The following is a 26,614-nucleotide window of genomic DNA, read 5'->3' as shown; positions in this document are numbered from 1 at the left end:
CCCAGGGTGCCGGCCAGTGAGTGCGCCAGGGACTCCCACGGGGGCGCAACGCCCGCGGCGGGGAGAGGGTGAGGCGGTACCGCCGGCGAGCGGAAATCGTCGCGGACTTCCGCCTCACCCGGGTCGCCGCGGTACGTCCCGCTCTGTCCGACGCGCGACCGGGCGCGTACCCGACCCGAGGAGACCCCCGATGTCCGCCACGACCGGCCCCCGTGCCGACACCTCCGCGGTCCAGCCGTTCTCCGTCCCGGTCGCCGCCGACGCGGAACTGGAGGCGTTGCGCACCCGCATCACGACCACCCGGTGGCCCGACGCGGAGCTCGTCCCCGACTTCTCGCAGGGCGTGCAGCTGGCGGTGATGCAGGAACTGGCCCGCTACTGGGCGGCGGACTACGACCTGCGCAGGTGCGAGACGCGGCTGGGTGCCCTGCCCAACTTCGTCACCGAGATCGACGGGCTCGACATCCACTTCATCCACGTCCGCTCGCCGCACGAGAACGCGTTGCCGATCATCGTGACGCACGGGTGGCCGGGTTCCGTCATCGAGCTGCTGAAGATCATCGACCCGCTGGTCGACCCCACCGCGCACGGCGGGACCGCGGCGGACGCGTTCGACGTCGTCATCCCCTCGATCCCGGGATACGGGTACTCCGGCAAACCGCGGGAACCCGGCTGGGGCCCCGAGCGGATCGCCCGCGCCTGGGACGTCCTGATGCACCGCCTCGGCTACCCGCGGTACGTCGCGCAGGGCGGTGACTGGGGCGCGATCATCACCGACCTGATGGGGGTGCAGGCGCCTCCGGGACTGCTCGGCATCCACACCAACATGGCCGGCGCGGTCCCCGCGGACGTCTGGACCTACCTGGCACGGGACGTGCTGGGGGCGGCCGGGCCGCCGCCGACCGGGTTGTCCGAGGAGGAGAACCGCACCTTCGAGCAGCTGAAGTTCTTCTTCGAGGACGGGGTCGGGTACGGGGTGCAGATGGGGACGCGGCCGCAGACGATGTACGGCCTGGCCGATTCGCCCGTCGCCCTGGCGGCGTGGATGCTCAACCACGACGCGTCCAGCTACCGGGACATCGCCGAGGCCTTCGCCGGGCGCCCCGTCGGCGGCCTGACCCGCGACGAGGTCCTGGACAACATCACCTTCACCTGGCTGACGAACACGGGGCTGTCGGCCGGCTTCTTCGACGTCAAGGGCGTGTCCGTGCCGGCCGCCGTGAGTGTCTTCCCGAACGAGATCTACCGGGTTCCGCGCAGCTGGGCCGACCGGGCCTATCCCAAGCTCGTCTACTACAACGAGGTCGACCGGGGCAACCACTTCGCCGCCTGGCAGGAACCGGCGCTGTTCGCCACCGAGGTGCGTGCCGGGTTCCGGGCACTGCGGTAACCGGGGTGGCGCGCGCCGGTCAGGCCTCGATGCCCGCCACCCGCGACCACACCACCCGGCAGGTCTCCGCCGCCTGGTCGAGCGCCTCGGGAGAAATCGCCGACGCCCGGTAGAACGTGCGCTCGATCATCCAGCACACGGCGTGCGCGAGGGCGCGTGCGCCGTCAGGTCCGTCGTGCGACGCGACGCCGGCGCGCACCAGGATCGCCGTGATGGCGTCGATGAAGATCTCCGCGGTCTCCGTCCACAATGTCCCGATCTCGGGGATGTTCGAGGACTGGTCGAGGGCGACGCGCATGATCAGGCCGTGCTCGCGCCAGCGGTCGCGGGTGCGCGCCACGGCTGTCGCGATCGCGTCCCGGGGAGCCGCGGGGTCGTCGGCCGCCGCGCGCGACTTCTCGCGCAGCGCCTCCACGGTCCTGGCGAAGAGGGCGACGAGCGCCTCCTGCTTGGAGCTGAAGTAGAAGTACATCGACGCGCGGGAGAACCCGGCGCGCTCGGCGATGTCGCTTGTCGTGAGCGCGTCGAAACTCTTCACGGCCAGCAGTTCCTCGAGTACTTCGAGGATCTTCAGCTCGCGCAGGTCCCCTTTGGACGGTGGCGCCGAACGCCGGCGGTCAGTTCGACGCGATCTGGTGCCCGTCCGGGAAGTCGGTGGACCGCGAAAGCTCTTCCCACGCCTCGATGTCCGCGGTCACCGCGGCGCGGCCTGCCGCCACGAGCCGCAACGCGTCCGAACCGAGCACGAGGTGCACCGGCGGCTTTTCCGCCTCGACCACCTTCAGCACGGCTTCGGCGGCCTTGGCCGGGTTGCCCAGCTGGTTACCGCTCGCGGCGAGCCGGGCCGCCCGGATCGGTTCGAACAGCTCGTCGTAGTCCGGGATCGACCGGTCGCTGCGGACCATCGACCGGCCCGCCCAGTCCGTCCGGAAGGAACCGGGCTCGATGATCGTCACCCGCACCCCGAACCCCGCGACCTCCTTGGCCACGGTCTCCATCATGCCCACCACCGCGTACTTGCTGCCGCAGTAGTACGCCAGCCCGGGCACGGTCATCAGCCCGCCCATCGAACTGACCGCGAAGATGTGCCCCGAACGCCGCTTCCGCATGCCCGGCAGCACCGCGTGGACGGTGGCCGCCACCCCGAACACGTTGGCGTCGAACTGCGCGCGCAGCTCGCCCATCGGGGATTCCTCGAACACGCCCTCGTGCCCGTACCCCGCGTTCGCGATCAGCACGTCGACCGGGCCGACGGTGCGCTCGACCTCGTCCACCACGGCGAAGACGGCCTCGTCGTCGGTCACGTCGAGCTGCCGCGCGTGGGCGCGGCCGGGTGCGAGCGCCTCGAACCGCTCGAGGTCTCCGGTCTTGCGCACGGTGCCCACGACGGTGTGACCAGCTGCCAGCGCACCCTCCGCGAAGGCGCGGCCGAGGCCGCTGCTGGCACCGGTGATCAGGAAAGTTCGCTTGGTCATGCCCCAGACTCTACACGACGTCGAAAAAACTCGACACTGTGTCAGACCTCTCGTCCGCGCCAGCCCCCGGCCCGCCGCGCCGGCTTGAACAAATAGTCAAAGGTGCCCGCACAAAGTGTTGTTTGCCCTCCGCGGAAACACCTCCTTAATCTGATCGCACCCATTCGGGTTTCCTGCCGGAAGAACACCGACGAAGAAATGCGGGGACATGTTCCGAGAAAGCCTGCGCGGGATTCGCGTGCTCGACTTCACCCACGTCGTGGCCGGGCCCGTCTGCACGATGACGCTGGCCGACCTCGGCGCGGACGTCGTGAAGGTCGAGCCGCCCGCCGGCGAGATCGGGCGCCGGGTGGGCCCACCGTGGCTCGGCGGCCAGAGCGTCATCTCCCTGAGCGTCAACCGGAACAAACGCAGTCTCGCCATCGACCTGAAAACGCCCGAGGGCAGGCGGATCGTGCGCCGGATGGTGTCGCGGGCGGACGTACTGGTCGAGAGTTTCCGGCCCGGGGTGATGCGCGGGCTCGGACTCGACCACGACACGCTCGCCGTCGCCAACCCCGCGCTCGTCTACTGCTCGATCTCGGCCTTCGGCCAGGAGAGCCCGGCCCGCGACCGGCCCGGGGTCGACGGGGTCATCCAGGCCGTCACCGGGCTGATGAGCACGCTGGGCCACCCGGGTTCCGGGCCGGCGAAGGTGCAGATCCCGGTGGCCGACATGGTGACCGGCTACCTCGCGTCGATCGCGGTCCTGGCGGCCCTGCGCGAGGTCCGCGACGGCAAACCCGGCCAGCACCTCGACGTCAGCCTGTACAACGCGACGATCATGCTGCAGCAGACCAGTTTCGCGTCGTTCCTGACCTCGGCCGCCGAACCGGAGCGGCTGGGCAGCGCCGCGCCCTACGCCGCGCCGAACGAGGCGCTGCCCACGGCCGACGGCTGGATCATGGTCGCCGCGTACGACCCCAAGCGGTGGGCCGCGCTGTGCCGGGCACTGGAAGCCCCCCACCTGACGGCCGATCCCCGCTTCGCCACCAACGCCGACCGCGTCGCCCACCGGCCGGAGCTGCGGGCCGAGCTGAGCCGCCTGTTCGCCCGGCGCACGACGAGGTCGTGGCTGGAAATCCTTGCTTCCCAAGACATCCTGTGTGCCCCCGTGGCCGGGTACCGGGAGGTCGTCGAGTCCGAGGAGTACCGCGCGAGCGGGGTCGAAACGACGGCGGGACCGGTGCGGATGCCGGGCTTCGTGCTGGGACCGTCCCAGCCGGACGGTGCGCCGGACCGGCCCGCGCCGCTGCCGGGCCAGCACTCGGCGGCCGTCCTCGCCGAGTACGGGCTGTCCGGAGCCGAGATCGCCCGCCTTGCCGACCGGGGTGTGATCAGCGCCGGCCCGACGACGCGAACCGAGGTGATCGCGTGAACGACCGCCGCCCCACCTTCGCCGACAAGGGAACGGACAGCCGATGAACGACGAAAACCCCCTCGTGACAACCGATCTCGCCGACGGTGTCCTCACGATCACCCTTGACGCCCCGGAGACCGGGAACGCCCTCGACCTCGCCATGACGGACGCGCTGGCCGGAGCGCTCGAGGACGCCGGGAACACACCGGACGCGCACTGCGTGCTGCTGCGGTCCTCGGGACGGCACTTCTGCACCGGCGGCAACGTCAAGGACATGGCGCGGGGCGCCGACCTGATGGCCGGGACGACCACCGACATCCAGGACCGGCTGCGCCTCGGACTGCACCGGATCACGCACGCGCTGCGGAACCTGGAGGTCCCGTCGGTCGCCGCGGTCAACGGTGCCGCCGTCGGCGCGGGGTTCGACCTCGCCCTGATGTGCGACGTGCGCATCGCCGCGCGGTCCGCCCGGTTCGCCGAGAGCTTCCTGCGGCTCGGCCTCGTGTCCGGGATCGGCGGCGCGTGGTTCCTCACCAGGGTCGTCGGCCTCGCCAAGGCCATGGAACTCACGCTGACCAGCGAGTTCATCTCCGCCGAAACCGCCGCTGAGCTGCGAATCGTCTCGCGCGTCGTCGACGACGACCGGCTGGCGGCCGAAGCCGCGGACCTGGCGCGCACGATCGCCGCCCAGCCGCCCCACGCGCTGCGCATGGCCAAGCGGCTCGTGCGGGAGTCGGCGGAGTCCGGGCTGCCGTCCGCACTGGAGCTGGCGGCCGCGATGCAGGCGATCCTGCTGTCCGGCGACGAACACCGCACCACCGTCAAGCAGTTCCTGGAGAACCGACGCTAGCCGTCTCGACGAGGAGATGCCATGAAGAACCCGGGGATCACGAGGATCGTGGGAGCCTCCAGCATCGGCACGGTGCTCGAGTACTACGACTTCTTCGCCTACGTCGCGCTCACCGGCACGCTCACCCAGCTGTTCCTGCCCGCGGGTGACCCGGTCGTCGCGACGCTGCTCGCCGCCGCCACCTTCGGGGTGTCCTATCTGGCCCGTCCACTGGGCACGGTCATCTTCAGCCCGATGGCCGACCGCATCGGGCGGAAGAAGACGTTCGTGGTGACCCTCGGCGTCATGGGGGGCGCGACGGTCGCCATCGGCTGCCTGCCCACCTACGCCGCGGCAGGCAGCTTCGCCCCGGCCGCGCTGCTGTTCCTGCGCGTCGTCCAGGGCGTCGGGCTCGGCGGGGAGTACGGCTCCGCGGTCGTCTACGTCACCGAGCACGCTCCGCGCGGACGGCGCGGGCGCTACACCAGCGTCCTGCAGAGCACCGCGAGCGTCGGGCTGCTCATCGCGCTGGTGCTGGTCTCCCTGCTCAAGGTGACCCTCACCCCCGCGGCCTTCGCGGGCTGGGGCTGGCGGATCCCGTTCCTGCTGTCCGCGCCGATCGTGCTCGTCGCGACCCTGGTCCGGCTGCGGATGAGCGAGACCCCCGTGTTCACGGACCTGCGGAACTCGGGGCAGCTGGCGAAGTCGCCGCTGCTGGACACGGTCCGCACCTGGAAGTCGTGGAAAGCCATCCTGCTGGGCACTTTCGGCGCGCAGGGCGGCACCTCGGTGACGCTCTACACCTCGATCGTCTACATGCTCTACTTCCTGCAGACCGTGCTCAAGGTCGACGAAACCCACACCAACCTGTGCCTCGCGATCGCGATCGTCCTCGCGGCACCGTGTTACCCGCTGTTCGGGGCCCTGTCCGACCGCATCGGCCGTTCCCGGGTGATGCTGCTCGGCATCCTCCTGTGGGTGCTCGCCGCCTACCCGGCGTTCGCCGGTATCCGCGCGGCCGCCGGGTCCTCGTCGTGGCCGGCGGTCACGGCGCCCATCACCGTGCTGGCGGTCCTGACCGCGATGGTGATGGCACCGCTGCCGGCGTTCATCACCGAGCAGTTCCCGCCCCAGAGCCGCACGACGGGGTTCGGTTTCGCCCAGCAGCTCGGGAACATCCTCTTCGGCGGCTTCCTGCCGTTGATCAGCCTGTCCCTGGTCTCCGCGACCGGGAACCAGCTGGCGGGGGTCGGGTACTCGATCGCCTCACTGCTCCCCTGCCTGGCCGTCACCCTGTTCTGGGGCATCCGGTCGGAGCGGGCCCGTGCCACGGCGGCCGGCCGGAGCGAGGCGCCGGTGTCCTCGCGGACGACCGGTGGCGCATTACGCTGATGAGCGTGACCGCCCGCCGCGATCCCCTGCCGCCGCTGAACCCCACGCGGGTGTTCGCGACGACCGGGCGGCTGCTGAGCATTTCGAAGGCGGCCGCCGAGCTTTCGGTGACCCCCGCCGCGGTCAGCCGCCAGGTGCGTGCTCTCGAACGCTACCTGGGCGTGGCCCTGTTCCACCGGGTGCACGGCGGCCTGGAGCTGACCGCGGCGGGCTCGCGGTACCTGGCCGACATCACGCCGCTGTTCGCCGCCTTGGAGAAGGCCACCGAAGCGGTCCGCGGCGGGGTTCCGGGCACCACGCTCAAAATCCGGTCCCCCGCCACCTTCGCGGTGCGCTGGCTGATCCCCCGGTTCGCCGGTTTCCACCGCGCCCACCCCGAGATCGACGTCCAGCTGACCACCTCACCCGCACCGATCGACCTCGACCGGGAAGACATCGACGCCGGCATCCAGCTCGGTGACTGCGACTGGCCACAGCTGTCCAGCCAGCGGCTCATCCCGAACGAGCTGGTACCCGTGGCCGCTCCGCGGCTGGCAGCCACGCTCAGCGAGCCGGCCCGGACCGCGGAGGCGACGCTGCTCCACTCGCTGGCGCGGATCGACGACTGGGCGCTGTGGCTCGAGGCGGCGGGACTGTCCACAGTCACCGCCCACAGTGGAATGAAGTACGAGACCTCGCTGCTGGCCTACCAGGCCGCGATCGAAGGACACGGCGTCGCGATCGCCCAAAAAGCTCTCGTCGAGAAGGAGCTGGCGGACGGCTCCCTCGTGGCCCCCTTCGACTTCACCCTCGACCGCGGGCGGTTCACCTACTACTTCGTGTGGCGCGCGGACCGGCCGCAGTCCCCCGCGGTGGTCGCGTTCCGCACTTGGCTGGTTTCCGTCATCGCTCACTGACCGTTGTTCCGCAGGAACGCGGTGAGGGCATCGCGGGTCTCGAGGAGCCGGCGCGCCTTGTCCTCCATCTCGTCGCGGATCTCCGCCACCCGGGCCATGATCCCGGAGCACTCCCCTTCGAGCGGACCGGCGTCACCCGTGCACGGCAGGACGCGTTCGATCAGCGTCATGGGGAACCCCAGGTCAAGCAGTGACTTGATGGTCGAGACCACTGCCACCGTCTGCTCGTCGTAGTCGCGGTACCCGTTGGGCTGCCGGACGGACGAGATCAAGCCGAGTTCCTCGTAGTACCGCAGGGATCTCGGACTCGCCCCGGAAGCCCGGCTCAGCTCGCCGATCTTCATGCCTGACGCTCGCTTCCACTTGACTTTGACACCGGTGTAAGAGTTTAGCGTGGTGTTTCCACCGCGAAACCGCTTACGAACGGAATCACCATGAAGGTCTTCATCACCGGCGGGACGGGCTATCTCGGCACCGTCCTCGTCGAGCACCTCGTCAAGGCCGGACACGACGTCGCAGGCCTTGCCCGCTCGGACGCCGGCGCCACCCGCCTGCACGAGGCGGGTGCCACACCCGTAGCCGGATCGCTCAGCGACACCGCCGTCCTGGAAGGCGCCGCGGCGGCCGCCGATGCCGTCGTTCACGCAGCGGTCGACTACGCGATGACCGACGAATCGGCAGCGGTGGAGCTGGCCGCGGTCAAGGCACTGGTCGCCGGCGCCGCATCCGGGACTGTCCCGAAGCCGTTCATCTTCACCAGCACCGCGCTGGTCTACGGGTTCGAGGACGACCGGGACACGTCGGAGGACGCTGTTCTGCCGGAGGTCAGCGCGCAGCCGGTGAAGGTCGCGGCCGAACGCATCGTCCGCGGCGAGGCGGGCATCTCCGGCATCGTGTTCCGCGCCGGGCTGGTCTTCGGCCGCGGTGGTTCCCCGGTCGTGACGGGACTGATCCAGTCCGCCCAGCACACCGGCACGTCGATCTACGTCGGACACGGGGAGAACGCGTGGACCCCCGTCCACGTCGACGACCTCGCCGACCTGTACGTCGCGGCGATCGAACGCCCGGTCTCCGGCGTCTACAACGTCGCCGGCACCGTGCCGTTCACGTTCCGGGCGCTCGCCGGAGCGATCGGAGACCTGACCGGGAAGCCGGTGGCGTCCGTGCCGCTCGAGGTCGCGGAACAGAACTTCGGGCCGGCTGCCCGCATCCTGACGACGACGAGCCGTCTCGATGCGGCCAAGGCCCGCGACACCTTCGGCTGGAGTCCCGCGCCGCGATCGCTCATCGACGACGTCCGTTCCGGGTCCTACGCCGAGGCCGCCGCGAAATGAGCCCGAGCCTGCGGAGCCGGCTGCTCGCCGGCGCCATGACGGTCCTGCGTGCCCGAGAAGAGGGTGACCATCACGCGGAGCACGTTCCGCGACTGGCCGGTGTTCACGCTCGCGCCGGAGACGCCCTCCGGGAAGCAAGCCCTGTACCTGCACGGCGGGGCGTGGGCAGCGGAAATCCAGGCCAGGCACTGGAACCTCGCCGTCCGCACCTCGCGGACCTTCGTCGTACCGATCTTCCCGCTCGTTCCAGCAGTCACCCACCGGGACGTCACCCCCGTGCTCACGGACCTGTGGATGGCGATCGCAGGCGAGGCGCCAACGGCACTCGTCGGGAGCCACAACGGCCTTGAACATGCTTGTCGCCCTTCCCGAAAAGGCCCCCGCAGCCGATACGACAGTGCTGCTGTCCCCGACGTTCGACCTCACGTTCGCCAACCCGGAAAGCGCCCGCATCGCCCCCCGCGATCCGCTGCTGAAGCTCGACCACATCCGCGCTCTCGCCGCAAGTTACGCGGGCCCAGACGGGCCCGACAGCGGACTGGTCAGCCCCGTTCGGGCCCGGGTGGACCACCTCGGCGCGATCACCATCTTCACCGGCACCAGAGATCTCCTGAACCCGGACGCCCACCTCGCCCGGGACGCCCCCGGCACGCAGGTGACCGTTGAAGAGACCGCCGGCATGGTGCACGACTGGATGTTGTTGCCGGTCCCCGAGGCGAAAACGACCCGCGCCCACATCGCTCGCCTCCTGCGGTAGGCAGCACGCGGGCCGTCCACCCGTCGATGGCAGTATAGTGAACGCTACATTCAGATTAGAACAGGAGTGATCGGTCATGGCGCCCCCCTTCGACGACGGTTTGACCATCCTCCCGGTGCCCTACGGCCACCCGGACGCGACGAGGTTCACCGCTGCCCTGCAGCAGATCTACGTCGACCTGTACGCGGTCGAAGACGTCACTCCGATGGACCCCGCGGAGTTCACCCTCCCCAGTGGACTGTTCCTCGTCGGCTACCTCGGCGACGAGCCCGTCGCCAGTGGGGCGTGGCGGGCACACGACAGTCCGGCGCCGGATTTCCAGTTCGGCGATGCCGAAATTAAGCGGATGTACGTCGCCGAAAACGCCCGTGGCCGCGGCTACGCGCGACTGGTGCTCCGCGAGCTGGAGCGGACCGCAGCGCTCGCCGGCCGCAAGCGCGTGGTGCTGGAGACCGGTGTCAGGCAACCCGCGGCGATCGCGCTCTACCGGTCGGCGGGCTACACCGACATGCCCAAGTTCGGCCTGCACAAGGACATGCCCGAAATCCTCTGCCTCGGCAAGGAGCTCTCGTGAGCGGTACCGACGTGAAAGGACGTGCATGAAGATCGGTATCACGCTGCCCAACCTGGTGGGTGGAACCCGGGAGATCCCGGGCTGGGCAGCCACGGCCGAAGAGGCCGGTTTCGCCTCGTTGGGCACGGCAGGCCGCTTCGCCTACCCGGCGGTCAGCGACACCGTCGCACTGGCCGCGGCCGCCGCGGTGACCGAGCGGATCGTGATCGCCCCGGGCTGGCCGGCGGCCCTGCTGGCCAAGGAGGTCGCCGGATCGACGCGGTGTCGGGCGGACGGCTGACGCTCGGCATCGGAGTGGGAGTCCGGCCGGACGACTTCGTGGTCCCCGGGCACGGGGTGGAGGGGCGCGGCCGGCGCCTCGACGCCGATCTGCGCACCTACCGCGGTGTCTGGCGCGGGGAACCGGTGGCGGGCGGAGAAAATCCGGCGGTCCCCGCGGGGACCCGCCAGATTCCGCTGCTGTTCGGCGCACAGAGCGAGCCGGCGCTGCGGCGGGCCGCGCGAGAAGGCGATGGCGTCACAGGTCCGACGGTGCCGGCCGCGATGGTGGGTTCCGTGTTCGACGCGGCCCGCGGCGGGACGCACCAGTCCGCCACGGCTCGTGGGACTCGCCTACTTCGGGTTCGGCGACGTCGAACGACCACGGGCGGCGGTGCGACTTCTACTCCTCCAGGAGTTCCAGGACCTGGGGGCGGACGATCTCGTCTTCCTGCCGGCCGAAAGTGGCATCGACGCGGCGACCCAGCGCAGGCGCCGGCGTGCCGGATCGTCAACCGATGGCGGCGCGCACCGCGGGCACGATCTCGCGTGCCGACCGGGCGCGGGCACGCTCGGCATCCTCCGGGCTGTCCGCGACCGGTGAGAACACGAACCCGCCCGCGCCGAAGTCGTTCACCGCGGTGGTGAGCTCGTCGACCCATTGCCACACCGAACCACCCACCCACGTGCCGTCGGGATTGCGCGTGGTCGGGGCCGTGCTCGCCGACTGCCGGCGAAGCGAGGTCAGCATCTCGTCGGCCGAGCCACCCGCACGGCTGCCGTCGACGTCGCGGATCGCCAGCGGGGCGTCGGTGATCCGGCCGGCCACGTTGTAGATGGTCGAGATGGCCGCCGGATCCCGTCCCGCCTCGTCCGCCGCCTCGTCGATGACCTGCCTGGACGTCCTGACGTACTGGCTCCGCCAGTCGTACCCGCCCCCGGGGTTCCACGCGTCCGGGGACCAGGCCGTCGACCCGGTGGAACTCCCCGTCGAAGACCCCCGCCCCGGCACCGAGCGCGATCCGCCCGCCGGACAGCTCGGACAACGCGCTGACGGTCCTGGCCAGCACGGGTACCGGACGGCACGGTCCGGCACCGCTGTCGCGGGCCGAGGGGCGCCACGAGGTCGTTCTCGGGCGCCAGTTTCGGAGGCGCCTGATGCTCCACAATGGACCTCAGGCACGCTGGCGCACTCAGTTGACGAGGTCGAGGAGCGCGCCCAGCAACTCTTCGGGTGTCTCGACCTGCGGCAGGTGGCCGGTGCGGGGGATCAGCGTGAACGTCGACCGCGGGATCGCGACGGCGTAGGCCCTGCCGTAGTCGGGGTCGACGATGCGGTCGCTTTCGCCCCAGACCACGTGGACCGGGATGTCGAGGGCGCCGAGCCGACCGGCGAGTGCCGGGTCCGCCATGGCCGGGCCGGTGTAACCGATCAGGGCCCGCACGTCCGGGCTCGGTCCGGTGCCGCCACCCGGCGGAACCGGTGCCTTGCTCGGGTCGTGGAAGGAGTGCGCGCGGAGCTCGGCGGGCGAGAGGCCGCTGACGTCGGTCGGCGGGTGGCCGTCGACCTCGATCCCGATCCCGTCGATGATCACCGCGGCGCTGACTCGCGGGCTCTTCTGCAAAGCGATTTCGGCGGCCAGCCAGCCCCCGAAGGAGTTGCCGATCACGGTGACGTCGGTGAGGTCGAGCTCCTCCAGCAGCGCGACGTAAGTCCGTGCCAGCGCCTTGACGTCGGTGAGGCTTTCGGCTTTCGGTGTGCCGCCGAAGCCCGGATGGGTGGGCAGCAGCACCCGCGAACGGGTGCGCTCGGCGAGCAGATCGGCGAAACCGGCCATCGTGGTGACGCCGCCACCGCCGTGCAGGAGCAGGAACGGGCGGGTGCGGTCACGGTCCTGGAGGGTCACCTCGACCGGGCCGAGCGCGCGGGTTTCGGTGCGGGTCGGCCGGAGCGAGCCGGTCGTGGGGAGAGTCGTCATGGGTCCTTCTCGGTCGCACGGGTAGTATCTAAGGAACCTTATATAAGGTTCCTTAGATAAGCAACCTTATTCCAGTCGGTTAGGATGCGTGGCATGAAGTACCGCCCCGGTGATGTCGCGCTGGCCGTCAAGCGCCTGCAGTACCGCCACCACCGCGCGCTCAGCCGCGCGCTGGCGCCGCTGGACCTTTCCCTCGTGCAGTGGGACACGCTGCGGCACCTGCACCGCCGGCCGGACGCCTCGCTCCACGACCTGGCGGTGCTGACCTTCCAGACCGACCAGTCCTTCGGTTCGCTGGCCACCCGGATGGCCGAGCGCGGTCTGATCGAACGGGTTCCCGGCCCCGGCCGGGCGGTACGGCACCGGCTCACCGACAAGGGGGCGCGCCTGCGCGCGGAAGGGCAGGAACTCGTGGACGCCATCGCCGAGTCCTCGTTCCAGAACCTGTCCGCCGCTGAGCTCGACCAGCTGGGCGAGCTCCTGGATCGCGTCCTCGGCCCCGACCCGACGGCTTAGCGACGACCTACCACTCATCGTCCACAGTGGACGTTCTCCTCACTCAGGTCCGCCGCACCGGCGGGACGGCCGGGTGGCGCCGTCGTTGAACCTCGCCAGCAGCGTGGCGAAGGTGCGGACGTCGGATGCCGTCCACGACGCGAGGAGCTCGGCCAGCCGCCCGGTCCGCGCGGCCCGGACCTCGTGGAGCTGCCGCGAGACGGTCGGCAGGGTGACGCCGGCGTGGCACGCCAGCGCGGTGACCCGGCACGGGCCCTGCTCGGCCAGGTGGGCCAGCAGCCGGTACGCGGCGTCGGTGAGCTCGCGGCGCACGTCGCGGCGCGGACGTCCCGACGCGGCCCGGTCCTGGCGGACGAAGACGGCGAACTCGCGTTCGAGGTCCGCGATCGTTCCCTCGTCCAGCGTCATCGCGGGCCGTCCGCGGTCACGGCGTTGGTGGTGCGCAGCGGCACCGCGTACCGGAAGATCGTGCCGGTCGCCTGCCCGTAGGCGTCCTCGACCACGGCCCGGACCGGCGCGGGCAGCCCGGCCGGCCGGGACAGTGACCCACCGGCAGGCACACCCAGCCCCGCCATGACCCTCTGCCCGACGTCGGCGGCCAGCACCGCCCCGAGCGCGGAGACCCCGATCGTGCCCCCGAGGGTCCGGAAGAACGAGACCGAGGACGTCGCCGCGCCCAGCTGGCCCGGGCGCACCTGGTTCTGCACGGCGAGCACCAGGTTCTGCAGCATGACGCCCAGCCCCAGGCCGAGCAGGCCCATCGCGAGCGCCAGCCGCCAGTACGGGGTGTCCCGCTCGGTGAAGCCGAGCAGGGTCAGCCCGCCGGTGATGAGGACGGCCCCGGCGACCAGGAACGGCTTCCACCTCCCGGTGGCCGAGATGATCCGCCCGGCGACGCTGGAGGCGAGCGCGAGGCCGAGGATCTGCGGCAGGGCGAGGATGCCGGCCATCGTGGGCGACCTGCCTTCGGCCAGCTGGAAGTACTGGCTGACGTAGGTCGCCGCGGCGTAGAGGGCGACACCGACCGCGAGGCCCGCGATGATCGCCAGCACGACCGTCCGGGTGCGGAACAACCACAGCGGCAGCACCGGGGCCGCGGCCCGCCGTTCGACCGCGACGAACGCCAGTGCCAGCACCAGCGTCCCGGCGAGCAGGGCCGCGGTCTGCCAGGACAGCCAGGCGTAGCGGTCGCCGGCGAGCGTCACCCAGATCAGCAGGAGCGACGCGGCCGCCGTCAGCAACGCGGAACCGGCCCAGTTGATCTTCACCGAGCCCTTGACGACCGGCAGCTTCAACGTCTTCTGCAGCACGACCAGTGCGACGACGGCGAACGGCACGCCGACGAAGAAGCACCAGCGCCAGCCGAGCCAGCCCGTGTCGACGATAAGCCCACCGATCAGAGGCCCGGCACTGGTCCCGACCGCGAACACCGCGCCGAAGTAGCCGGAGTACCGGCCGAGCTCCCGCGGCGGGATCATCGTCGCGATGATCACCTGGATCAGCGCCATCAGCCCGCCCGCGCCGATCCCCTGCACCACGCGCGCCGCGATCAGCAGGCCCGCGTCGGCGGACAGGCCCGACAGCACCGAGCCGACCGTGAAGACGGTCAGGGCCGCCTGGATGAGCAGCTTCTTCGTGCAGGTCGGCGACGATCGTCGGCAACGCGTTGGTCACGACGGTCGACGACAGGATCGCCACGAAGATCCCGAGGTACAGGCCGGACAGCGCCTGCAGGATCTGCCTGCGGGTCATCGGGTCACCGTGCGGCTTGCTCGACGAGCCTGGTGACCACGTCCGGGCGGCTGAGCATGACCGCGTGGGAAGCGTCCACCTCGGTGATCCGGGCACCGGCGCGGGCGTCCATGAAGCGCTGCAGGTCCGGGCTGATGGCGCGGTCCTGGCGGGTCAGCAGGGCCCACGACGGGATCGTGCGGAAACCTTCGGTGGCACTGGGATCGGTGACGGCACGGGTGTTGGCGGGCCGCTGGGTGGTGGCGAGGTCGGCGGCGAGGGTCGGGTCGAGGTCACCGGCGAAGGCCGTGCGGAACTGCGCCGGGTCGATGGTGACCTCGGCGCCACCGGGCACCGGGGTGGTGATCAGCGGCAGCGGGGTCGCGGACTTCGCGGCGAGGTCGCCGATGGTCTCCCCCTGCACCGGGATGAACCCGGCGACGTAGACGAGGGCCTTCACGTCGGGCACGGCCGTGGCGGCGTTGGTGATGACCGCGCCGCCGTAGGAGTGACCGACCAGCACCTTCGGACCGCCGATGGTGGCCAGGTAGCTCGTGACGTACGCGGTGTCGCTGGTCAGGCCCTGGAGCGGGTCGGCGATGGCGCGCACCGGGTAGCCGTCGCGGCGCAGCCGTTCGATCACGGGGTTCCAGCTCGAGGAGTCCGCCCACGCGCCGTGGACGAGCACGACGGTCGGCTTCGGGGCGCCCGGTGAGCCACCGGTGGCCGAAGCCGTGGCCGACACGGTGCCGGCGAGCAGGGCGAGCACCGCGACACCGCCGGCGGCGAGGCGGGAAATGCGGAAACGCATGGGAAGTCCTTTCCAGAAGACGTGCCGGGGTTCCGCCCCGCCGCGTGGCGGCGGGGCCGGAAGACCGGTGGGACGGGTCAGCGGCCGTAGGCTTCGAGCAGCCGCAGCCACACCTCGCTGACCGTGGGAAACGCCGGGACCGCGTGCCAGAGCCGATCGATCGGGACCTCACCGGCCACCGCGATCGTGGCCGCGTGGAGCATTTCCGCGACATCCGGACCTACCAGAGTCACGCCGACGACCACCTTGCGGTCCTCGTCGACGACCATCCGGGCGTGTCCCCGGTAGCCCTCGGCGTGCAGCGAGGACCCGGCCGTGGCGGCCAGGTCGTAGTCCACGACCCGGATGCGCAGCCCGGCGGCCTCGGCCTTGGCGGCGGTCAGTCCTACGGCGGCGATTTCCGGGTCGGTGAACACGACCTGCGGCACCGCGCGCTCGTCGGCGGTGGCCGCGTGGCGGCCCCACGGCGCGTCGTCGACGGGTTCCCCCTTGGCGCGGGCCACGATCGCGTCACCCACCGCGCGAGCCTGGTATTTGCCTTGGTGCGTCAGCAAAACCCGCCGGTTCACGTCACCGGCCGCGTAGAGCCAGTCGTTGACCCGCAGGGTGTCGTCGACCGTGAGCCAGGCACCCGGCGTCAGGCCGATGGTCTCCAGACCGAGGTCCTGGGTGTTGGGTGTGCGGCCGATCGCGACGAGCAGCTCGTCGGCTTCGACGTGTTCGCCGTAGGTGAGCGTGATCGCCACCGTGCCGTCGTCGTTGCGCTTGACGGACGCGGCCTCGGCGCCGACGCGCACCGAAACTCCCTTTTCCCGCAAGGAAGACGCGACCAGCTCGCCGACGAACGGCTCGTTGAGGTGTAACACGCCGTCACGGGCCAGCATCGTCACCGAAGACCCCAGCTCGCTGAACGCGGTCGCCATCTCCGAGGCCACGACACCGCCGCCGATGATCGCCAACCGGGCCGGAACCTCCTTCGCCGCAACGGTTTCGCGGCTCGTCCACGGCTTCGCGTCGCGGAGGCCCTCGATGTCCGGGACCAGCGCGCCGCTGCCGGTGGCCACGACGACCGCGTGACGCGCGGTCAGTGTCGTGGTGGTGCCGTCGGCGGCGGTGACCTCGACGACCCGGTCGCCCGCGATCCGGCCGTGCCCGCGGTGCAACGGGATACCGACCGAGTCGAGCCAGGACACCTGGCCTTCGTCGTTCCAGTTCGAGGCGAACTCGTCGCGCCTGCGGAGCACGGCGGCGACGTCGAGCTCGCCCGTCACCGCCTCCCGCGCGCCGGGCACCTGCCGGGCCGCGCGCAACGCCGCCCCGCTGCGCAGCAGCGCCTTGGTCGGCATGCACGCCCAGTAGGAGCACTCGCCGCCGACCAGCTCGCGCTCGACGATCGCGGCGGTCAGACCGCCTTGCACCACCCGGTCGGCCACGTTCTCCCCGACCGGGCCGGCCCCGATGACGACGACGTCGTAGGTGGTCATGTCACTTCCCCTTCGCGGCGCGGCCGAGCCGGATCGCCGAGACGAGGAAGAAGATGCCGCCGAGGACGGCGTAACCGGCCACATTGGTCAGCGAGGGCTTCGCCCCGGAGGCACCGAGGATGAAGTTGGCGCCGGCCAGCACGGAGATGCCGCCGCTGAGGATCATCGGCCACTGCCCGCCCATCCTGCGGCGGACCAGCGCCACGATCAGCTGGACCAGCCCGGCCACGATCGCCCAGGCACCCCACACCCGCAGCACGGCCGGGATACCGGAAGCCGCGGCGACACCGATGCCGATGGTGGCGAGCAGGCTGATCGCCATGTTCACGTACAGCCCGCGGACCGACTTGGAGCCCTTGGCCGACCGGGCGTCCACAATGGCCGAACCGACGTCGAACAGCGGGTAGACGACGACCAGGACGATCCCGGCCGGCCCCAGCCCGGATTTGGTCGTCAGGAACACCAGGACCGCCCACACGATGGCGAACGCGAAGCGCACGAAGTACAACCGGCGCAGTGCCGGAGCGAACCCACCGACGGCGGGCGAGTCGACTGAAGTCACCAGAATCCCTTCAAAGGCCGCGGGGAACCTCCCCGACGAGACCGAACGTTCTATCTCCCTCAGCATGGCCGCCTCGCGAGGCAATGTCAAGACCGATCGTTCTTTCCGATGTCTTACGCACCGGAAAACCCGGCGGACCTCGGGGATCCGCCGGGTCGGCTCAGGCCCAGCTCCGGTATTCGTCGGCGGGCAGCGGGTGGTCCACGGGTACCACCCGCGAATGGACCGCGGTCAGGCAGCCGGGGCAGAACAACTGGCGGAACACGACTTCCGCGTCGACGTACTCGAGCGGGTCGTGCCAGATGTGCGGTCCCGCCTCGGTGGGCGGCGCGTCGCGGCGGGCGAGCCCGGCGACGAACGCGCCCCCTTCCAGTGGCCCGATTTCCGTTCCACAGTGGACACACGCCACCGTCCCGTCGGCCAGTACGGCGAGGTTGTCGTCCAGTCGCCGCACCTCGCCCAGGTCCGGTGTGCCGATGGGCGTCAGCCCGGTCAGCCCCGCGCCGGAAGCCCGGCGACGCCGCAGTTCCGCGCGTCGCTCCTGGGTCGCCGCCACGTCCACTTCGCCGCCGCGAAGCACGACGCCGTAGACGTCCGCGGCCGCGGCCACCGTCACACGAACCTGCCGCACGTCCTCACGCACGCTTTCGGGCGAGCGGAGCAACGGGTCGCCGTACCCGCCACCGGCCTGCCAGTGCAGGTACAGCGCGTCACCCGGCCCGAGGTGCGATTCGCCTTCGCAGGGCAGCACCTCGATCTCCCCGCCCAGCTCGCCCAGGCCGGCGGGGATGGTGGCCGCCTGGTCGAGCTGGGGCCGGTGGATTCCGCGCACGACGAGGTCGAGCTGGGAATTTCCGGGATATCCGCCGGCCAGGCCGACGTTCTGGTTGGCCACCTTGCCGGTACCGGACACGACCAGCGACATGGTCCCCCGCTGGTCGGGGTGCTGCACGTAGCAGACCGACCCGCTCATCCCGCCCCGCTGCCGCCCCGGCCCGCCGGAGTCGGTCTCCTCCCGCCGCCACAACGCCACGAGGGGGTAGAGGTACTCGGTCATCTCGACGTCCGGTGCCCGCGCCGAGGGGATGATCAACCGGCCGCCGGTGTCGACGCCGTCGTGGTACACCTGTGCGCCGTAGCCGCCCGCCATGACGTCGAAGACCGGCGACACGAAACCCTTGCTGCCCCCGCCGCGGGTGTCCACACCGGACACCACGCACAGGTCCGTGGTGCCGTTGCAGATGGACTGCACGTCGGTGCGGTGGGCGGGTTCGGCGTCCAGCATCTTGGCCAGCACCTCGGCGACGAGGTTGCCCGAGCCCCACGCCGGGCCGAACGGACCCTTGCCCACCGCGGCCGGGAAGGACGCGTTGGTGATCGTGTCCTCGTCGGTGACGATCTCGAAGCACCGCATCAGCCCGCCCGCCGCCCACGGGATGTCCCCGGCCAGCAACGGGAGCATCGTGAAGACGATCCCGGCCCGCAGCCCCGGGTAGGGGCAGTTGATGATGCCGGTCTGCTCAGCGGTGCCGCGGAAGTCGAAGACGAGCTTGCCGGCTTCCTTGGTCATCGCGACCTTGATGGCGTGCAGGCCGCGGTCGCCGGTCCCCGACTGCTCCTGGTAGCCGACCGCGGACCACGTCCCGTCCGGCAGGGTCTCGAGCTTCGCGCGCAGCCGCCGTTCGGCGTCGTCCATCATCCGCCGCATCACCGACTTCACGGTGTCGGCGCCGTACTTGGTGATCAGCCGGAGGATCTGCTCGGCCGCGTTCTTGTTGGCGGCGATCTTCGCGCGCAGGTCGAGGCCCACCAGGTGCGGCAGCCGGGACCGGCGGACCCACGCGTCGGCGACGTCGCGCTGCAGCACCCCGCCGCGCACCACCTTGATCGGGGGCGTCGGCACGGCCTCGCCGAAGACGTCCTGCGCGGACGGGCTGAACGAGCCCGGCCGCGGCCCGCCGAGGTCGACCTGGTGGGCGATCGCGGTGGTCCAGCCGAACAGCTTGCCGTCGTGGAAGACCGGCGCGAGGACCGCGGCGTCGTTCTGGTGCAGCCCGCCGCCGATCCACGGGTCGTTGCACAGGAACATGTCGCCCTCGGCGATGCCGGGGTTGTCGCTGCGGTGGCGCAGCGTCCAGGTGATCGCCAGGTCCATCGAGCCGATCAGGCCGATGTTGTACGTGCCGACCTGGACCTGCTCGCCGAGCTCGTCGCAGATGGAGAAGTTGAAGTCGTTGGACTCGGTGACGACGTGCGAGCCCGACATACGACGCAGCGTCTCCCCCATCTCCTGGGTGATCGCCCACAGCCGGTGCCGGACGACCTCGTAGGTGAGCGCGTCCACGTCGGCGTCGCCGGTCTGGTGCAGCGGCAGGGACGGCGAGATCTGCCGCAGCAGTTCTTCGCGCGGCATCGGGCGGCTGGTGAACTCGTCCGCGCCGGGGATTCGAGAAGTCATGGTGTCCTCACTGGTAGCGCAGCACGAGGTTGCCGAGGTGGTCGACGCGGCCGGTGACCCCGGCGGGGATCACGACCACGGTGGTCGGGACGTCGACGATCGCGGGTCCGGCGAGTTCGTGGCCCGCCCGCAGCCGGGCGTAGTCGTACACGGGCGTCATCACGTAGCCGGTCTGGGAGTCGAGGCAGACCGAGCGTTCGCCAAGCAGGGCTTCGCGCGGGTCGGCGCTGTCGGCCTCCGGCACTTCCGGCAGCACGACCGGGAAACCGAGCCCCGCCTTCGCCCGCATGCGGTAGGTGATCGCCTGCACACCGGCTTCGCGGTAGCCGGCACCGCTGCCGTTGATGCGTTCGTACTGCTCCTCGAAGCGTTCGAGGATCTCCTCGCCGGTGCGCTCGGTGAACTTCGCGTCCGGGACGGCCGTGGCTAGCTCGGTCACCTGCATCGAGTACCGCAGGTCGATCTCGCGGTGCAGCGAGACGTCGTGGAACTTCACCTTCTGCGCCTCCAGCGCGCGCTGCAGATCGGCCTCCAGCCGCGCGAAGTGCGCTTCGAGCACCGTGTGGTCGACGGGGAACGACGACGGATCGGACAGCTCCGCGCTCAAGGCGACGTCCGAAGCCGCGAGCCCGTACGCCGAGAAGGCGGACGCGACCGGCCCCAGCGGCACGACGACCTCGCGCACGCCCAGGTCCTGGCAGTACCCGGCGCAGTGGGCCGGTCCCGCTCCCCCGAACGCGTAGACGACGAAGTCACGCGGGTCGTAACCGGCCTGCACGACGGCCCGGCGCAGGAGATCGCCCGCCTGCGCGTTCTGCACCTCGTGGATGGCGATGGCGGCTTCCTCGACGGTGAGCCCGAGCGGCTCCGCCACGTGCACGCGGATCGCCTCCCGCGCGAGGTCCATCCGCAGCGGCTTGCGGCCGCCGAGCAGGCCACGCTCGCTGAGGATGCCGAGCACGAGGTTGGCGTCGGTGTTCGTCGGCCGCGTCCCGCCGTTGCCGTAGCAGGCCGGGCCGGGCACGGCTTCGGCGCTCTGCGGGCCCAGCCGCAGGTTGCCGCCTTCGTCCACGGACGCGAGCGCGCCCCCGCCGGAACCGATGGTGTGCACGCGGATCGTCGCCGCGTTGATCGGGAACTGGTTGACGACCGAACCGGGCGCCATCACCGGCTCGCCGTCGACGATGAGGCCCGCGAGGAACGTCGTGCCGCCGACGTCGGTGGTGATGACGTTGCGGTGGCCCAGCTGCCCGGCCAGGCGCATCCCGCCGACGACGCCGCCGGACAGGACGGACCCCACGGTGGTGATGGCGTGCTCGGGGGCCCGGTCGGCGGTGATCGTGCCGCCTTCGCTCTGCATGACGAGCAGCGGCCCCTTGAGCCCGCCTTCCTCCAGCTGTTTCCGCAGCGGCAGCAGGTAGGTGCGCAGCCTCGGGCCGATCTGCGCGTTCATGATCGTCGTAGAGGTGCGCGCGAATTCGCGGATGCGGGGGCTGACCTCCGAGGACAGCGTCACGTACACCTCCGGCGCGATCTCGTGGATGAGCTCGCGGACGCGCTGCTCGTGCACGGCGTTCTTGAACGACCACAGCAGGCAGACGGCTATCGCCTCGACACCTTGGTCCACAAGGGACTGTGCGACGCGGCGGACCTCGTCCTCGTCAAGGGGCACCAGGACTTTCCCCGCGTGGTCGATCCGCTCGGTGACCTCCAGTGCCCGGTACTTCGGGATCAGCGGCGCGGGTTTGCGCTGGCGCAGCGTGTCCTGGATTTCGTGCGCGGAGCGGCCGAGCGTGCGGCCTTCGGCGTTCATGATGTAGATCGCGTCGCGGTGGCCCTTGGTGGCGATCAGCCCGACGTCGGCGACCTGGCCCTGGACCAGTGCGTTGATCGAGGCGGTCGTGCCGTGGGCGATGTAGTCGGTCTGCGCGAGCAGTTCGCCGACGCCGATGCCGAGTTCGGCGGCGAGGTCGTCGATCGCGCGCATGACGCCGACCTCGCGGTTCGGCGGGGTGGTCGGTGTCTTGGCCGACACGATCCGCCCGGCGCCGTCGGAGGCGACCGCGTCGGTGAACGTGCCGCCGACGTCGATGCCCAGTGCGTATGGCATTGCGTTTCTCCTGGTGTCCGTTACCGCCGGCGGGCGGTCGCTGTGGTGAGGATTTCCTCGGGCCGGACGTCGGCGCCGCCCATCCAGGCGATGTGCTGGTCCGGGCGCACGAGCAGCAGCTGGGCGGGGTACCGGCCGGGCAGGTCGACGACGGTGAGCGGGATCCCGAGGTCGCGGGCCGCCGTCGTCCACGGCGTGACGGCGACGCCAGGGTCGGTGCGCAGCAAGGTGAAGCCGGGGCCGAGGACGTCGAACACCGGCTGTCCGTCGTCGAGCCACACGTGTGGCAGGCGGAACCCGGGCCGCGCGCGGTCCTGGTAGTCCCCCATGGTGATCTCGGCGTGGTCTTCCCCGCCGACCACCAGGGGTGAGCCCGCGTAGTGGTAGCCGAAGCTGAAGCCGTCGGGGGAATACCGCCGCGGCTCGGTTTCCGCCAGGCGCGCGGCCAGCTCCGCGCGGGCCCGCTCGCCTTCGGGGCCGGGCAGGTGGATGTCCGGGGAGACGTCCGCGAACGAGGTCCGGGCCTGGGCGCCCACGGCGGTCGCGAACTGCTCGCCGACCGGCTTGCGCTCCAGCTCGTACGCGTCGAGCAGCTCCGGCGGGGCCCACCCGTGGTGCACGGCGGCCAGCATCCAGCCGAGCGTCGCCGCGTCCTGGATGCCCGCGTTCATGCCGAACCCGCCGACGGGGATCCAGATGTGCGCGGCGTCCCCGGCGAGGAACACGCGGCCGGCGCGGTACCGCTGGGCGACCAGCCGCCGGCCGGTCCAGCGCACCACGCCGAGCACCTCGTGCTCGACGGGCCTGCCCACCGACTCCCGCAGGAGCTGTTCGGGGTCTTCGCCTTCGGTGTCGTGGTCCGGGGCGAAGGCAACGTGGTTGAGCCACAACGACTCGCCGTCGATGGCGATCAGCGAAGCGATCCGGCGGCCGTAGGTCCAGTACGTCCAGGCCCGGTCTTTCGCGGCCAGCCGGCCCAGTTCGGGCGAGCGGACGAAGGTCGACACGAACCGCTGGATCGCATCGACGCCTTCGTACCGGATACCCAGCTGCCGCCGGACGGTGCTGTGCGCGCCGTCGCAGCCGACGACGTACGCGCACCGCAGTGTCCGCCGTTGCCCGGCCGCCTCCACGACGGCCTCGACGTGGTCGTCGTGCTGCCGGAGTTCGACCAGCCGGGTGCCGCGTGCGAGGGTCAGCCCGGGCTGCTCGCGCGCGTGCTTCTCCAGGATGGGTTCAAGGTACAGCTGCGAGATCCGGTGCTGCGGTTCCGGAGTGGGCCAGTTTTCCTTGCCCTTGCCCGCCAAAACGTCGTGCGCGGACGGCAGGTCGATCCGGTAGATCTGCTCGCCGTCCAGCGTCGTCCGGTACTGGATCGACGTCGGGTGGTCGGCGGGCAACCCGGCCCGGCGGATCTCGTCGGCCAGCCCGAGGCGCCGGAAGATCTCCATCGAGCGCGCGGACGTCGTGTTGCACCGGGGGTTCACGGGCCGTTGCCCGGTCGCTTCCACCACGTGGCAGGACACGCCGCGCTGCGCGAGGTCGAGGGCGAGGGTCAGGCCGGCCGGGCCGGCGCCGACGATCAGGATTCCGGTCATGCGCTCAGGAACTCCCCTACCAGCTTGGTGAACTCGTCCGGCCGGTCGACGTGGATCCAGTGCCCGGCGCCCGCCACCACGTGCAGGTGCCCGTCGGGCAACCGCGCGACCAGGCGCTCGGAGACTGCGACCGGCGACACCCGGTCGCGTTCGCCGTGCAGCGCGAGCACCGGCGTGCCGATCTTCGCGAGGTCGACCGGCGGATCGCCCTCGTCGTCGGCGAACATCGAGCGGAACGCCGCCTCGGCGCCGGGACGGAGTGCTTGCCTGAACCGGAGTTCGGTCAATTCGTCGAGGTGTCCTTTGTGGACGCTCTCGTCCGCGACGAGGCGAGCGAGCGTGGCACGCATGGACTCTCGGGTCGGGTTGTCGTAGAAGGGAACCGCCGTCGGCAGCGGTCCGGTGCCCGCCCCGCCCATGACCACGGCGCGCTCGACCCTTTCCGGCGCGACGGACAGCAGGGCCAGTGCCGCGGCCCCGCCGGCGGCGGAGTTGCCGACGACGTGCACGCGGTCCAGCCCGTGGTGGTCGAGGAGGTCGAGGACCTGCCGGGCGCGGGCCAGCGCCCACGCGCGGGGACCCTTGAGACCGCCCGTCCCGGCGATCCGCGTGCCGAACCCGAGCAGATCGGGGGCCAGGCAACGGAACTCGCGGTCGAACCCGGCCCGCACGCTCGCCCAGTTGCTCGCGGCGTCCACGCCGGGCCCGCCGCCGTGCAGCAACACCAGTGCAGGCTCGGTCATGCCTCCGTCACCGCGCTTTCGACCGGCCGGTCCGCGGTGGCGCTGACGCCCCGGCCGAACCGGGCGAGCAGGAGCGTCGCGACGGCACCGAGGACACCGGGGATCGCGAAGAAGCGGAACATCGAAGCCGGAGCCCAGCCCGCCTGCAGCAGGAACCCGGCGACCAGGGGTGCGAGCACGGCACCGAGCCTGCTCACGGCGACCGCCATGCCGAGCGCGGTCGCGCGTGCTTCGGCGGGGTACAGGTTCGGCACGATGACGTTGATCCCGGTGACGGTCCCGTTGAGGAACAACCCGACGAGCACCGCCACGACCAGGGCGAGCGCCAGCGTCCCGAGCGAGAACGAGAACCCGATGAGGGCGACGGCGCCGATGCCGAAGTAGGCCGCGGTCAGCCGTCGCGGGCCGAACCTGGTCACCAGCAGTCCCAGCAGGACCGCGCCCGTCACGCCGCCGAGGCTCAGCAGGACACCACCGCTGGTGCCCTGCCGGCTCGACATCCCCGCCTTCAGCAGCAGGCTGGGCGTCCACGAGCTGGCGAAGTAGAACATCAGCTGCGCCGCGACGAACGCCACCCAGACCAGCACGGTCCGCACGGCGTTGCTCCCGCGGAACAGCGAGTCGAGAACCACCTTGCGCGTTGTCACTGCCGACTGTGCCGCGGGCAGCTCCTCGACCGGCGTACGGCCGATCGAGACGAGGATCCGGTTCAGCTTGCGCAGGGCCTGCCGCGGACGTCGGGCGACGAGGAAGTCCATCGACTCGGGCAGGAAACGCAGCGCCACCGCGAAGAGGAGCGCCGTGACGATCGCGCCGAACAGGAAGACCGAGCGCCAGCCGAACGAGCCCAGCAGCAGGCTTGCCGCGATTCCGGCGATCACCGAGCCCAGGCCGTACCCGGTGGTGATGAGCGCGACGACCAGCCCTCGCCGCCGGTGGTTCGCGTACTCGGAGGTGAGCACCGGCAGGCCGGCCGCCATCGCGCCCACGGCCGCACCCGTCACCACCCGGCAGGCGAGCAGCTGGCCGAAGTCCTGGGTCGCGGCGGCGGCGAGCATGCCCAGCGACGCCAAGGCGAGACAGCCGAGGGTGAGCCGGCGGCGGCCGACGCGGTCGCCGAGCGGGGCGAGGAAGAGCCCGCCGACCGCCATGCCGGCCAGCCCGCCGCTGAGCAGCACGCCGACCGACGAGGGCGACAGGCCCCACTGCCGGGTGATCGCGGGGCCGACGAACGAGGTGACCAGCAGGTCGAACCCGTCGACCAGGTTGATCACGAGGCAGAGCGCGACCGCCCTCACCTGGGCGCGGCTCATCGGTGAGTTCTTCACCTGTTCGAGCAAGTTCAAGGGAACCTCGCTTCGTTGCGGCGGTCGGTTGACGTTCCCCCCGGAGAAGCTCTGTATGTAGCGCTCACTCTACAACCTGCGCGACGCGTTGACCAGCACTCGAAACGGGAACGATCCACAGTGGCCGTCGCCGGGACGATTCCTTGAACCGAGCCGATCCCGCGCACCCGCGGCGGCCCGCCGCCGGCTACCCGGCCGGATCGAGGCGGTGCCGCAGGAGCTCGTCGACTTCCCGCAGAAAGGTCTCGCACACCTCAGCCGGGTCCGACAGGCACCCCGCCACCATCGCGCCGTCGCGCAGCATCACGAAGTGCCGTCCCGCGGCCTCTGGCGGGTTCTCGCCGACCTGCGCGAGCAAGTCGGTAACGGTGCGGAGGAACCACTCGCGGTGGTCCAGGACGGCCCGGTGGACCGGGTGCGCGGGATCCGGGTACTCGGCCACCGCGTTGAGGAAGGCGCACCCGCGGAACTGGGCCGACCGGATGCCGTCGGCGATCGAGCCGGCGACCGCGCGCAGCACCTCGTCCGCCGGCAAGCCGCTGGTGAGCGCCTTGCCGAGACCTTCGCGCTCCATTTCGTGGACGCCCTGCAGGTACGCCACGACGAGGTCGTCCTTGCTCGGGAAGTGCCGGTACAGCGTGGCGCGGGTGACCTTGGCCTCCGCGACGATCCGGTCGATCCCGACGGAGTGCAGCCCCTCGGCGTAGAAGATCCGGGTGGCGGTCGCGAGCAGCCTCGACCGCGCTTCCGACACCTGGCCTCGAGCGTTCCGCACCATGGGGCCGAGTTTAACAGATAGAACGGTCGGTATCCCGCGGTCTTCGGCGTACTCGGTCCGCGATTTGGTAGAGTGATCGCTACATACACGAGAGAACGTTCTGTTCACCTCCACCACTCATCTCCGGGGAAGCTCATGCCGCCCTACCTTTCAGGGATGTCCGCGGTCCGCGAGGATCGGCGGATGCAGGTGGA

The 26,614-nt window shown here is 71.0% G+C and carries 25 protein-coding genes and 2 pseudogenes; 11 read left to right on the top strand and 16 right to left on the bottom strand.

All coding sequences use genetic code 11. The features are described from left to right. Positions 1 to 190 precede the first annotated feature (190 nt). Positions 191 to 1,390 (top strand): epoxide hydrolase family protein, encoded by a 1,200-nt coding sequence (locus ABFX51_RS22050; RefSeq protein WP_091516670.1) that lies wholly within the window; start codon positions 191 to 193, stop codon positions 1,388 to 1,390. A gap of 19 nt (positions 1,391 to 1,409) precedes the next feature. Here ABFX51_RS22050 and ABFX51_RS22045 read toward each other — a convergent pair whose 3' ends face one another. Together ABFX51_RS22045 and ABFX51_RS22040 are read right to left on the bottom strand one after the other, a co-directional pair. Beyond that, positions 1,410 to 1,973 carry a TetR family transcriptional regulator gene (locus ABFX51_RS22045; RefSeq protein ID WP_091516673.1) on the bottom strand — a complete coding sequence of 188 codons (564 nt, stop codon included), beginning with the start codon at positions 1,971 to 1,973 and terminating at the stop codon, positions 1,410 to 1,412. A gap of 34 nt (positions 1,974 to 2,007) precedes the next feature. After that, complete coding sequence (locus tag ABFX51_RS22040; protein WP_091516676.1) at positions 2,008 to 2,865, bottom strand: oxidoreductase; 858 nt, start codon at positions 2,863 to 2,865, stop codon at positions 2,008 to 2,010. Positions 2,866 to 3,073: 208 nt separating this feature from the next. Between ABFX51_RS22040 and ABFX51_RS22035 the strand changes: the two genes are divergently transcribed. Genes ABFX51_RS22035 through ABFX51_RS22020 form a run of 4 tightly spaced genes read left to right on the top strand, consistent with a single transcriptional unit; the run spans position 3,074 to position 7,381 of the window. Further along, positions 3,074 to 4,282: a CaiB/BaiF CoA transferase family protein gene (locus ABFX51_RS22035; protein ID WP_091516679.1), complete on the top strand. Its 1,209-nt coding sequence runs from the start codon at positions 3,074 to 3,076 to the stop codon at positions 4,280 to 4,282. Between the two features lie 43 nt (positions 4,283 to 4,325). Then, positions 4,326 to 5,114 (top strand): enoyl-CoA hydratase-related protein, encoded by a 789-nt coding sequence (locus ABFX51_RS22030; RefSeq protein WP_091516681.1) that lies wholly within the window; start codon positions 4,326 to 4,328, stop codon positions 5,112 to 5,114. A 21-nt stretch (positions 5,115 to 5,135) separates the two neighbouring features. After that, entirely contained in the window at positions 5,136 to 6,485 is a 1,350-nt protein-coding gene (locus ABFX51_RS22025) for an MFS transporter (RefSeq protein WP_091516684.1), read from the top strand. Positions 6,486 to 6,490: 5 nt separating this feature from the next. Beyond that, positions 6,491 to 7,381 (top strand): LysR substrate-binding domain-containing protein, encoded by an 891-nt coding sequence (locus tag ABFX51_RS22020; RefSeq protein WP_218153611.1) that lies wholly within the window; start codon positions 6,491 to 6,493, stop codon positions 7,379 to 7,381. Here ABFX51_RS22020 and ABFX51_RS22015 read toward each other — a convergent pair. After that, entirely contained in the window at positions 7,375 to 7,725 is a 351-nt protein-coding gene (locus ABFX51_RS22015; protein WP_091516686.1) for a MerR family transcriptional regulator, read from the bottom strand. The two genes, ABFX51_RS22020 and ABFX51_RS22015, sit on opposite strands and share 7 nt — an antisense overlap. 90 nt (positions 7,726 to 7,815) lie before the next feature. Between ABFX51_RS22015 and ABFX51_RS22010 the strand changes: the two genes are divergently transcribed. The 5 genes and pseudogenes from ABFX51_RS22010 to ABFX51_RS21990 all read left to right on the top strand — a co-directional run. Continuing rightward, on the top strand, positions 7,816 to 8,715 hold the full coding sequence (locus ABFX51_RS22010; RefSeq protein ID WP_091516688.1) for an NAD-dependent epimerase/dehydratase family protein: 900 nt from the start codon (positions 7,816 to 7,818) through the stop codon (positions 8,713 to 8,715). Positions 8,716 to 9,052: 337 nt separating this feature from the next. Further along, positions 9,053 to 9,472: pseudogene (locus tag ABFX51_RS22005) on the top strand (alpha/beta hydrolase fold domain-containing protein); the annotation flags it as partial. 100 nt (positions 9,473 to 9,572) lie between these two features. Then, the gene (locus tag ABFX51_RS22000) at positions 9,573 to 10,046 is read left to right on the top strand and encodes a GNAT family N-acetyltransferase (protein ID WP_091516727.1); all 474 of its coding nucleotides are present in this window, start codon (positions 9,573 to 9,575) and stop codon (positions 10,044 to 10,046) included. 25 nt (positions 10,047 to 10,071) lie between these two features. Then, on the top strand, positions 10,072 to 10,326 hold the full coding sequence (locus tag ABFX51_RS21995; protein ID WP_245783434.1) for a hypothetical protein: 255 nt from the start codon (positions 10,072 to 10,074) through the stop codon (positions 10,324 to 10,326). Beyond that, positions 10,308 to 10,544, top strand: a pseudogene (locus tag ABFX51_RS21990) (LLM class flavin-dependent oxidoreductase); the annotation flags it as partial. The gene ABFX51_RS21995 and the pseudogene ABFX51_RS21990, both read left to right, overlap by 19 nt. Positions 10,545 to 10,815: 271 nt before the next feature. Here ABFX51_RS21990 and ABFX51_RS21985 read toward each other — a convergent pair. Together ABFX51_RS21985 and ABFX51_RS21980 are read right to left on the bottom strand one after the other, a co-directional pair. After that, positions 10,816 to 11,316, bottom strand: a complete 501-nt coding sequence (locus ABFX51_RS21985; RefSeq protein ID WP_143250015.1) for a hypothetical protein — start codon at positions 11,314 to 11,316, stop codon at positions 10,816 to 10,818. A gap of 181 nt (positions 11,317 to 11,497) precedes the next feature. After that, positions 11,498 to 12,283, bottom strand: coding sequence for an alpha/beta fold hydrolase (locus ABFX51_RS21980; protein ID WP_091516698.1), 786 nt, complete (start codon positions 12,281 to 12,283; stop codon positions 11,498 to 11,500). Positions 12,284 to 12,376: 93 nt separating this feature from the next. Between ABFX51_RS21980 and ABFX51_RS21975 the strand changes: the two genes are divergently transcribed. Next, a complete protein-coding gene (locus ABFX51_RS21975) occupies positions 12,377 to 12,799 on the top strand; it encodes a MarR family winged helix-turn-helix transcriptional regulator (protein WP_091516700.1) in 423 nt (140 codons plus the stop codon). Positions 12,800 to 12,838: 39 nt separating this feature from the next. Here ABFX51_RS21975 and ABFX51_RS21970 read toward each other — a convergent pair whose 3' ends face one another. From ABFX51_RS21970 to ABFX51_RS21920, 11 genes are all read right to left on the bottom strand, one after another. After that, entirely contained in the window at positions 12,839 to 13,207 is a 369-nt protein-coding gene (locus ABFX51_RS21970; RefSeq protein WP_091516702.1) for a MarR family transcriptional regulator, read from the bottom strand. After that, the gene (locus ABFX51_RS21965; protein ID WP_218153612.1) at positions 13,204 to 14,385 is read right to left on the bottom strand and encodes an MFS transporter; all 1,182 of its coding nucleotides are present in this window, start codon (positions 14,383 to 14,385) and stop codon (positions 13,204 to 13,206) included. Before ABFX51_RS21965 ends, ABFX51_RS21970 begins: the two co-directional genes overlap by 4 nt. A gap of 170 nt (positions 14,386 to 14,555) precedes the next feature. Further along, a complete protein-coding gene (locus ABFX51_RS21960; protein WP_091516705.1) occupies positions 14,556 to 15,341 on the bottom strand; it encodes an alpha/beta fold hydrolase in 786 nt (261 codons plus the stop codon). A 77-nt stretch (positions 15,342 to 15,418) separates the two neighbouring features. Continuing rightward, a complete protein-coding gene (locus ABFX51_RS21955) occupies positions 15,419 to 16,825 on the bottom strand; it encodes a dihydrolipoyl dehydrogenase family protein (RefSeq protein ID WP_091516707.1) in 1,407 nt (468 codons plus the stop codon). Position 16,826: 1 nt separating this feature from the next. Beyond that, complete coding sequence (locus ABFX51_RS21950; RefSeq protein WP_218153613.1) at positions 16,827 to 17,390, bottom strand: hypothetical protein; 564 nt, start codon at positions 17,388 to 17,390, stop codon at positions 16,827 to 16,829. A 157-nt stretch (positions 17,391 to 17,547) separates the two neighbouring features. Further along, entirely contained in the window at positions 17,548 to 19,845 is a 2,298-nt protein-coding gene (locus tag ABFX51_RS21945) for a hydantoinase B/oxoprolinase family protein (RefSeq protein ID WP_346054789.1), read from the bottom strand. A gap of 7 nt (positions 19,846 to 19,852) precedes the next feature. Beyond that, on the bottom strand, positions 19,853 to 21,955 hold the full coding sequence (locus ABFX51_RS21940; RefSeq protein WP_346054788.1) for a hydantoinase/oxoprolinase family protein: 2,103 nt from the start codon (positions 21,953 to 21,955) through the stop codon (positions 19,853 to 19,855). Between the two features lie 20 nt (positions 21,956 to 21,975). Beyond that, positions 21,976 to 23,553 (bottom strand): FAD-dependent monooxygenase, encoded by a 1,578-nt coding sequence (locus ABFX51_RS21935; RefSeq protein WP_346054787.1) that lies wholly within the window; start codon positions 23,551 to 23,553, stop codon positions 21,976 to 21,978. Further along, a complete protein-coding gene (locus tag ABFX51_RS21930) occupies positions 23,550 to 24,296 on the bottom strand; it encodes an alpha/beta fold hydrolase (protein WP_346054786.1) in 747 nt (248 codons plus the stop codon). Before ABFX51_RS21930 ends, ABFX51_RS21935 begins: the two co-directional genes overlap by 4 nt. Next, complete coding sequence (locus tag ABFX51_RS21925) at positions 24,293 to 25,642, bottom strand: MFS transporter (protein ID WP_346054785.1); 1,350 nt, start codon at positions 25,640 to 25,642, stop codon at positions 24,293 to 24,295. The genes ABFX51_RS21930 and ABFX51_RS21925 overlap by 4 nt, the downstream gene beginning before the upstream one ends. Positions 25,643 to 25,829: 187 nt before the next feature. Further along, complete coding sequence (locus ABFX51_RS21920; RefSeq protein ID WP_346054784.1) at positions 25,830 to 26,420, bottom strand: TetR/AcrR family transcriptional regulator; 591 nt, start codon at positions 26,418 to 26,420, stop codon at positions 25,830 to 25,832. Positions 26,421 to 26,614: the final 194 nt, after the last annotated feature.

This window comes from Amycolatopsis dongchuanensis (assembly GCF_039542405.1).
In the GTDB taxonomy this organism is placed as follows: Bacteria; Actinomycetota; Actinomycetes; order Mycobacteriales; family Pseudonocardiaceae; genus Amycolatopsis_E; species Amycolatopsis_E sacchari.
This window is presented reverse-complemented; position numbering and strand designations above follow the sequence as displayed.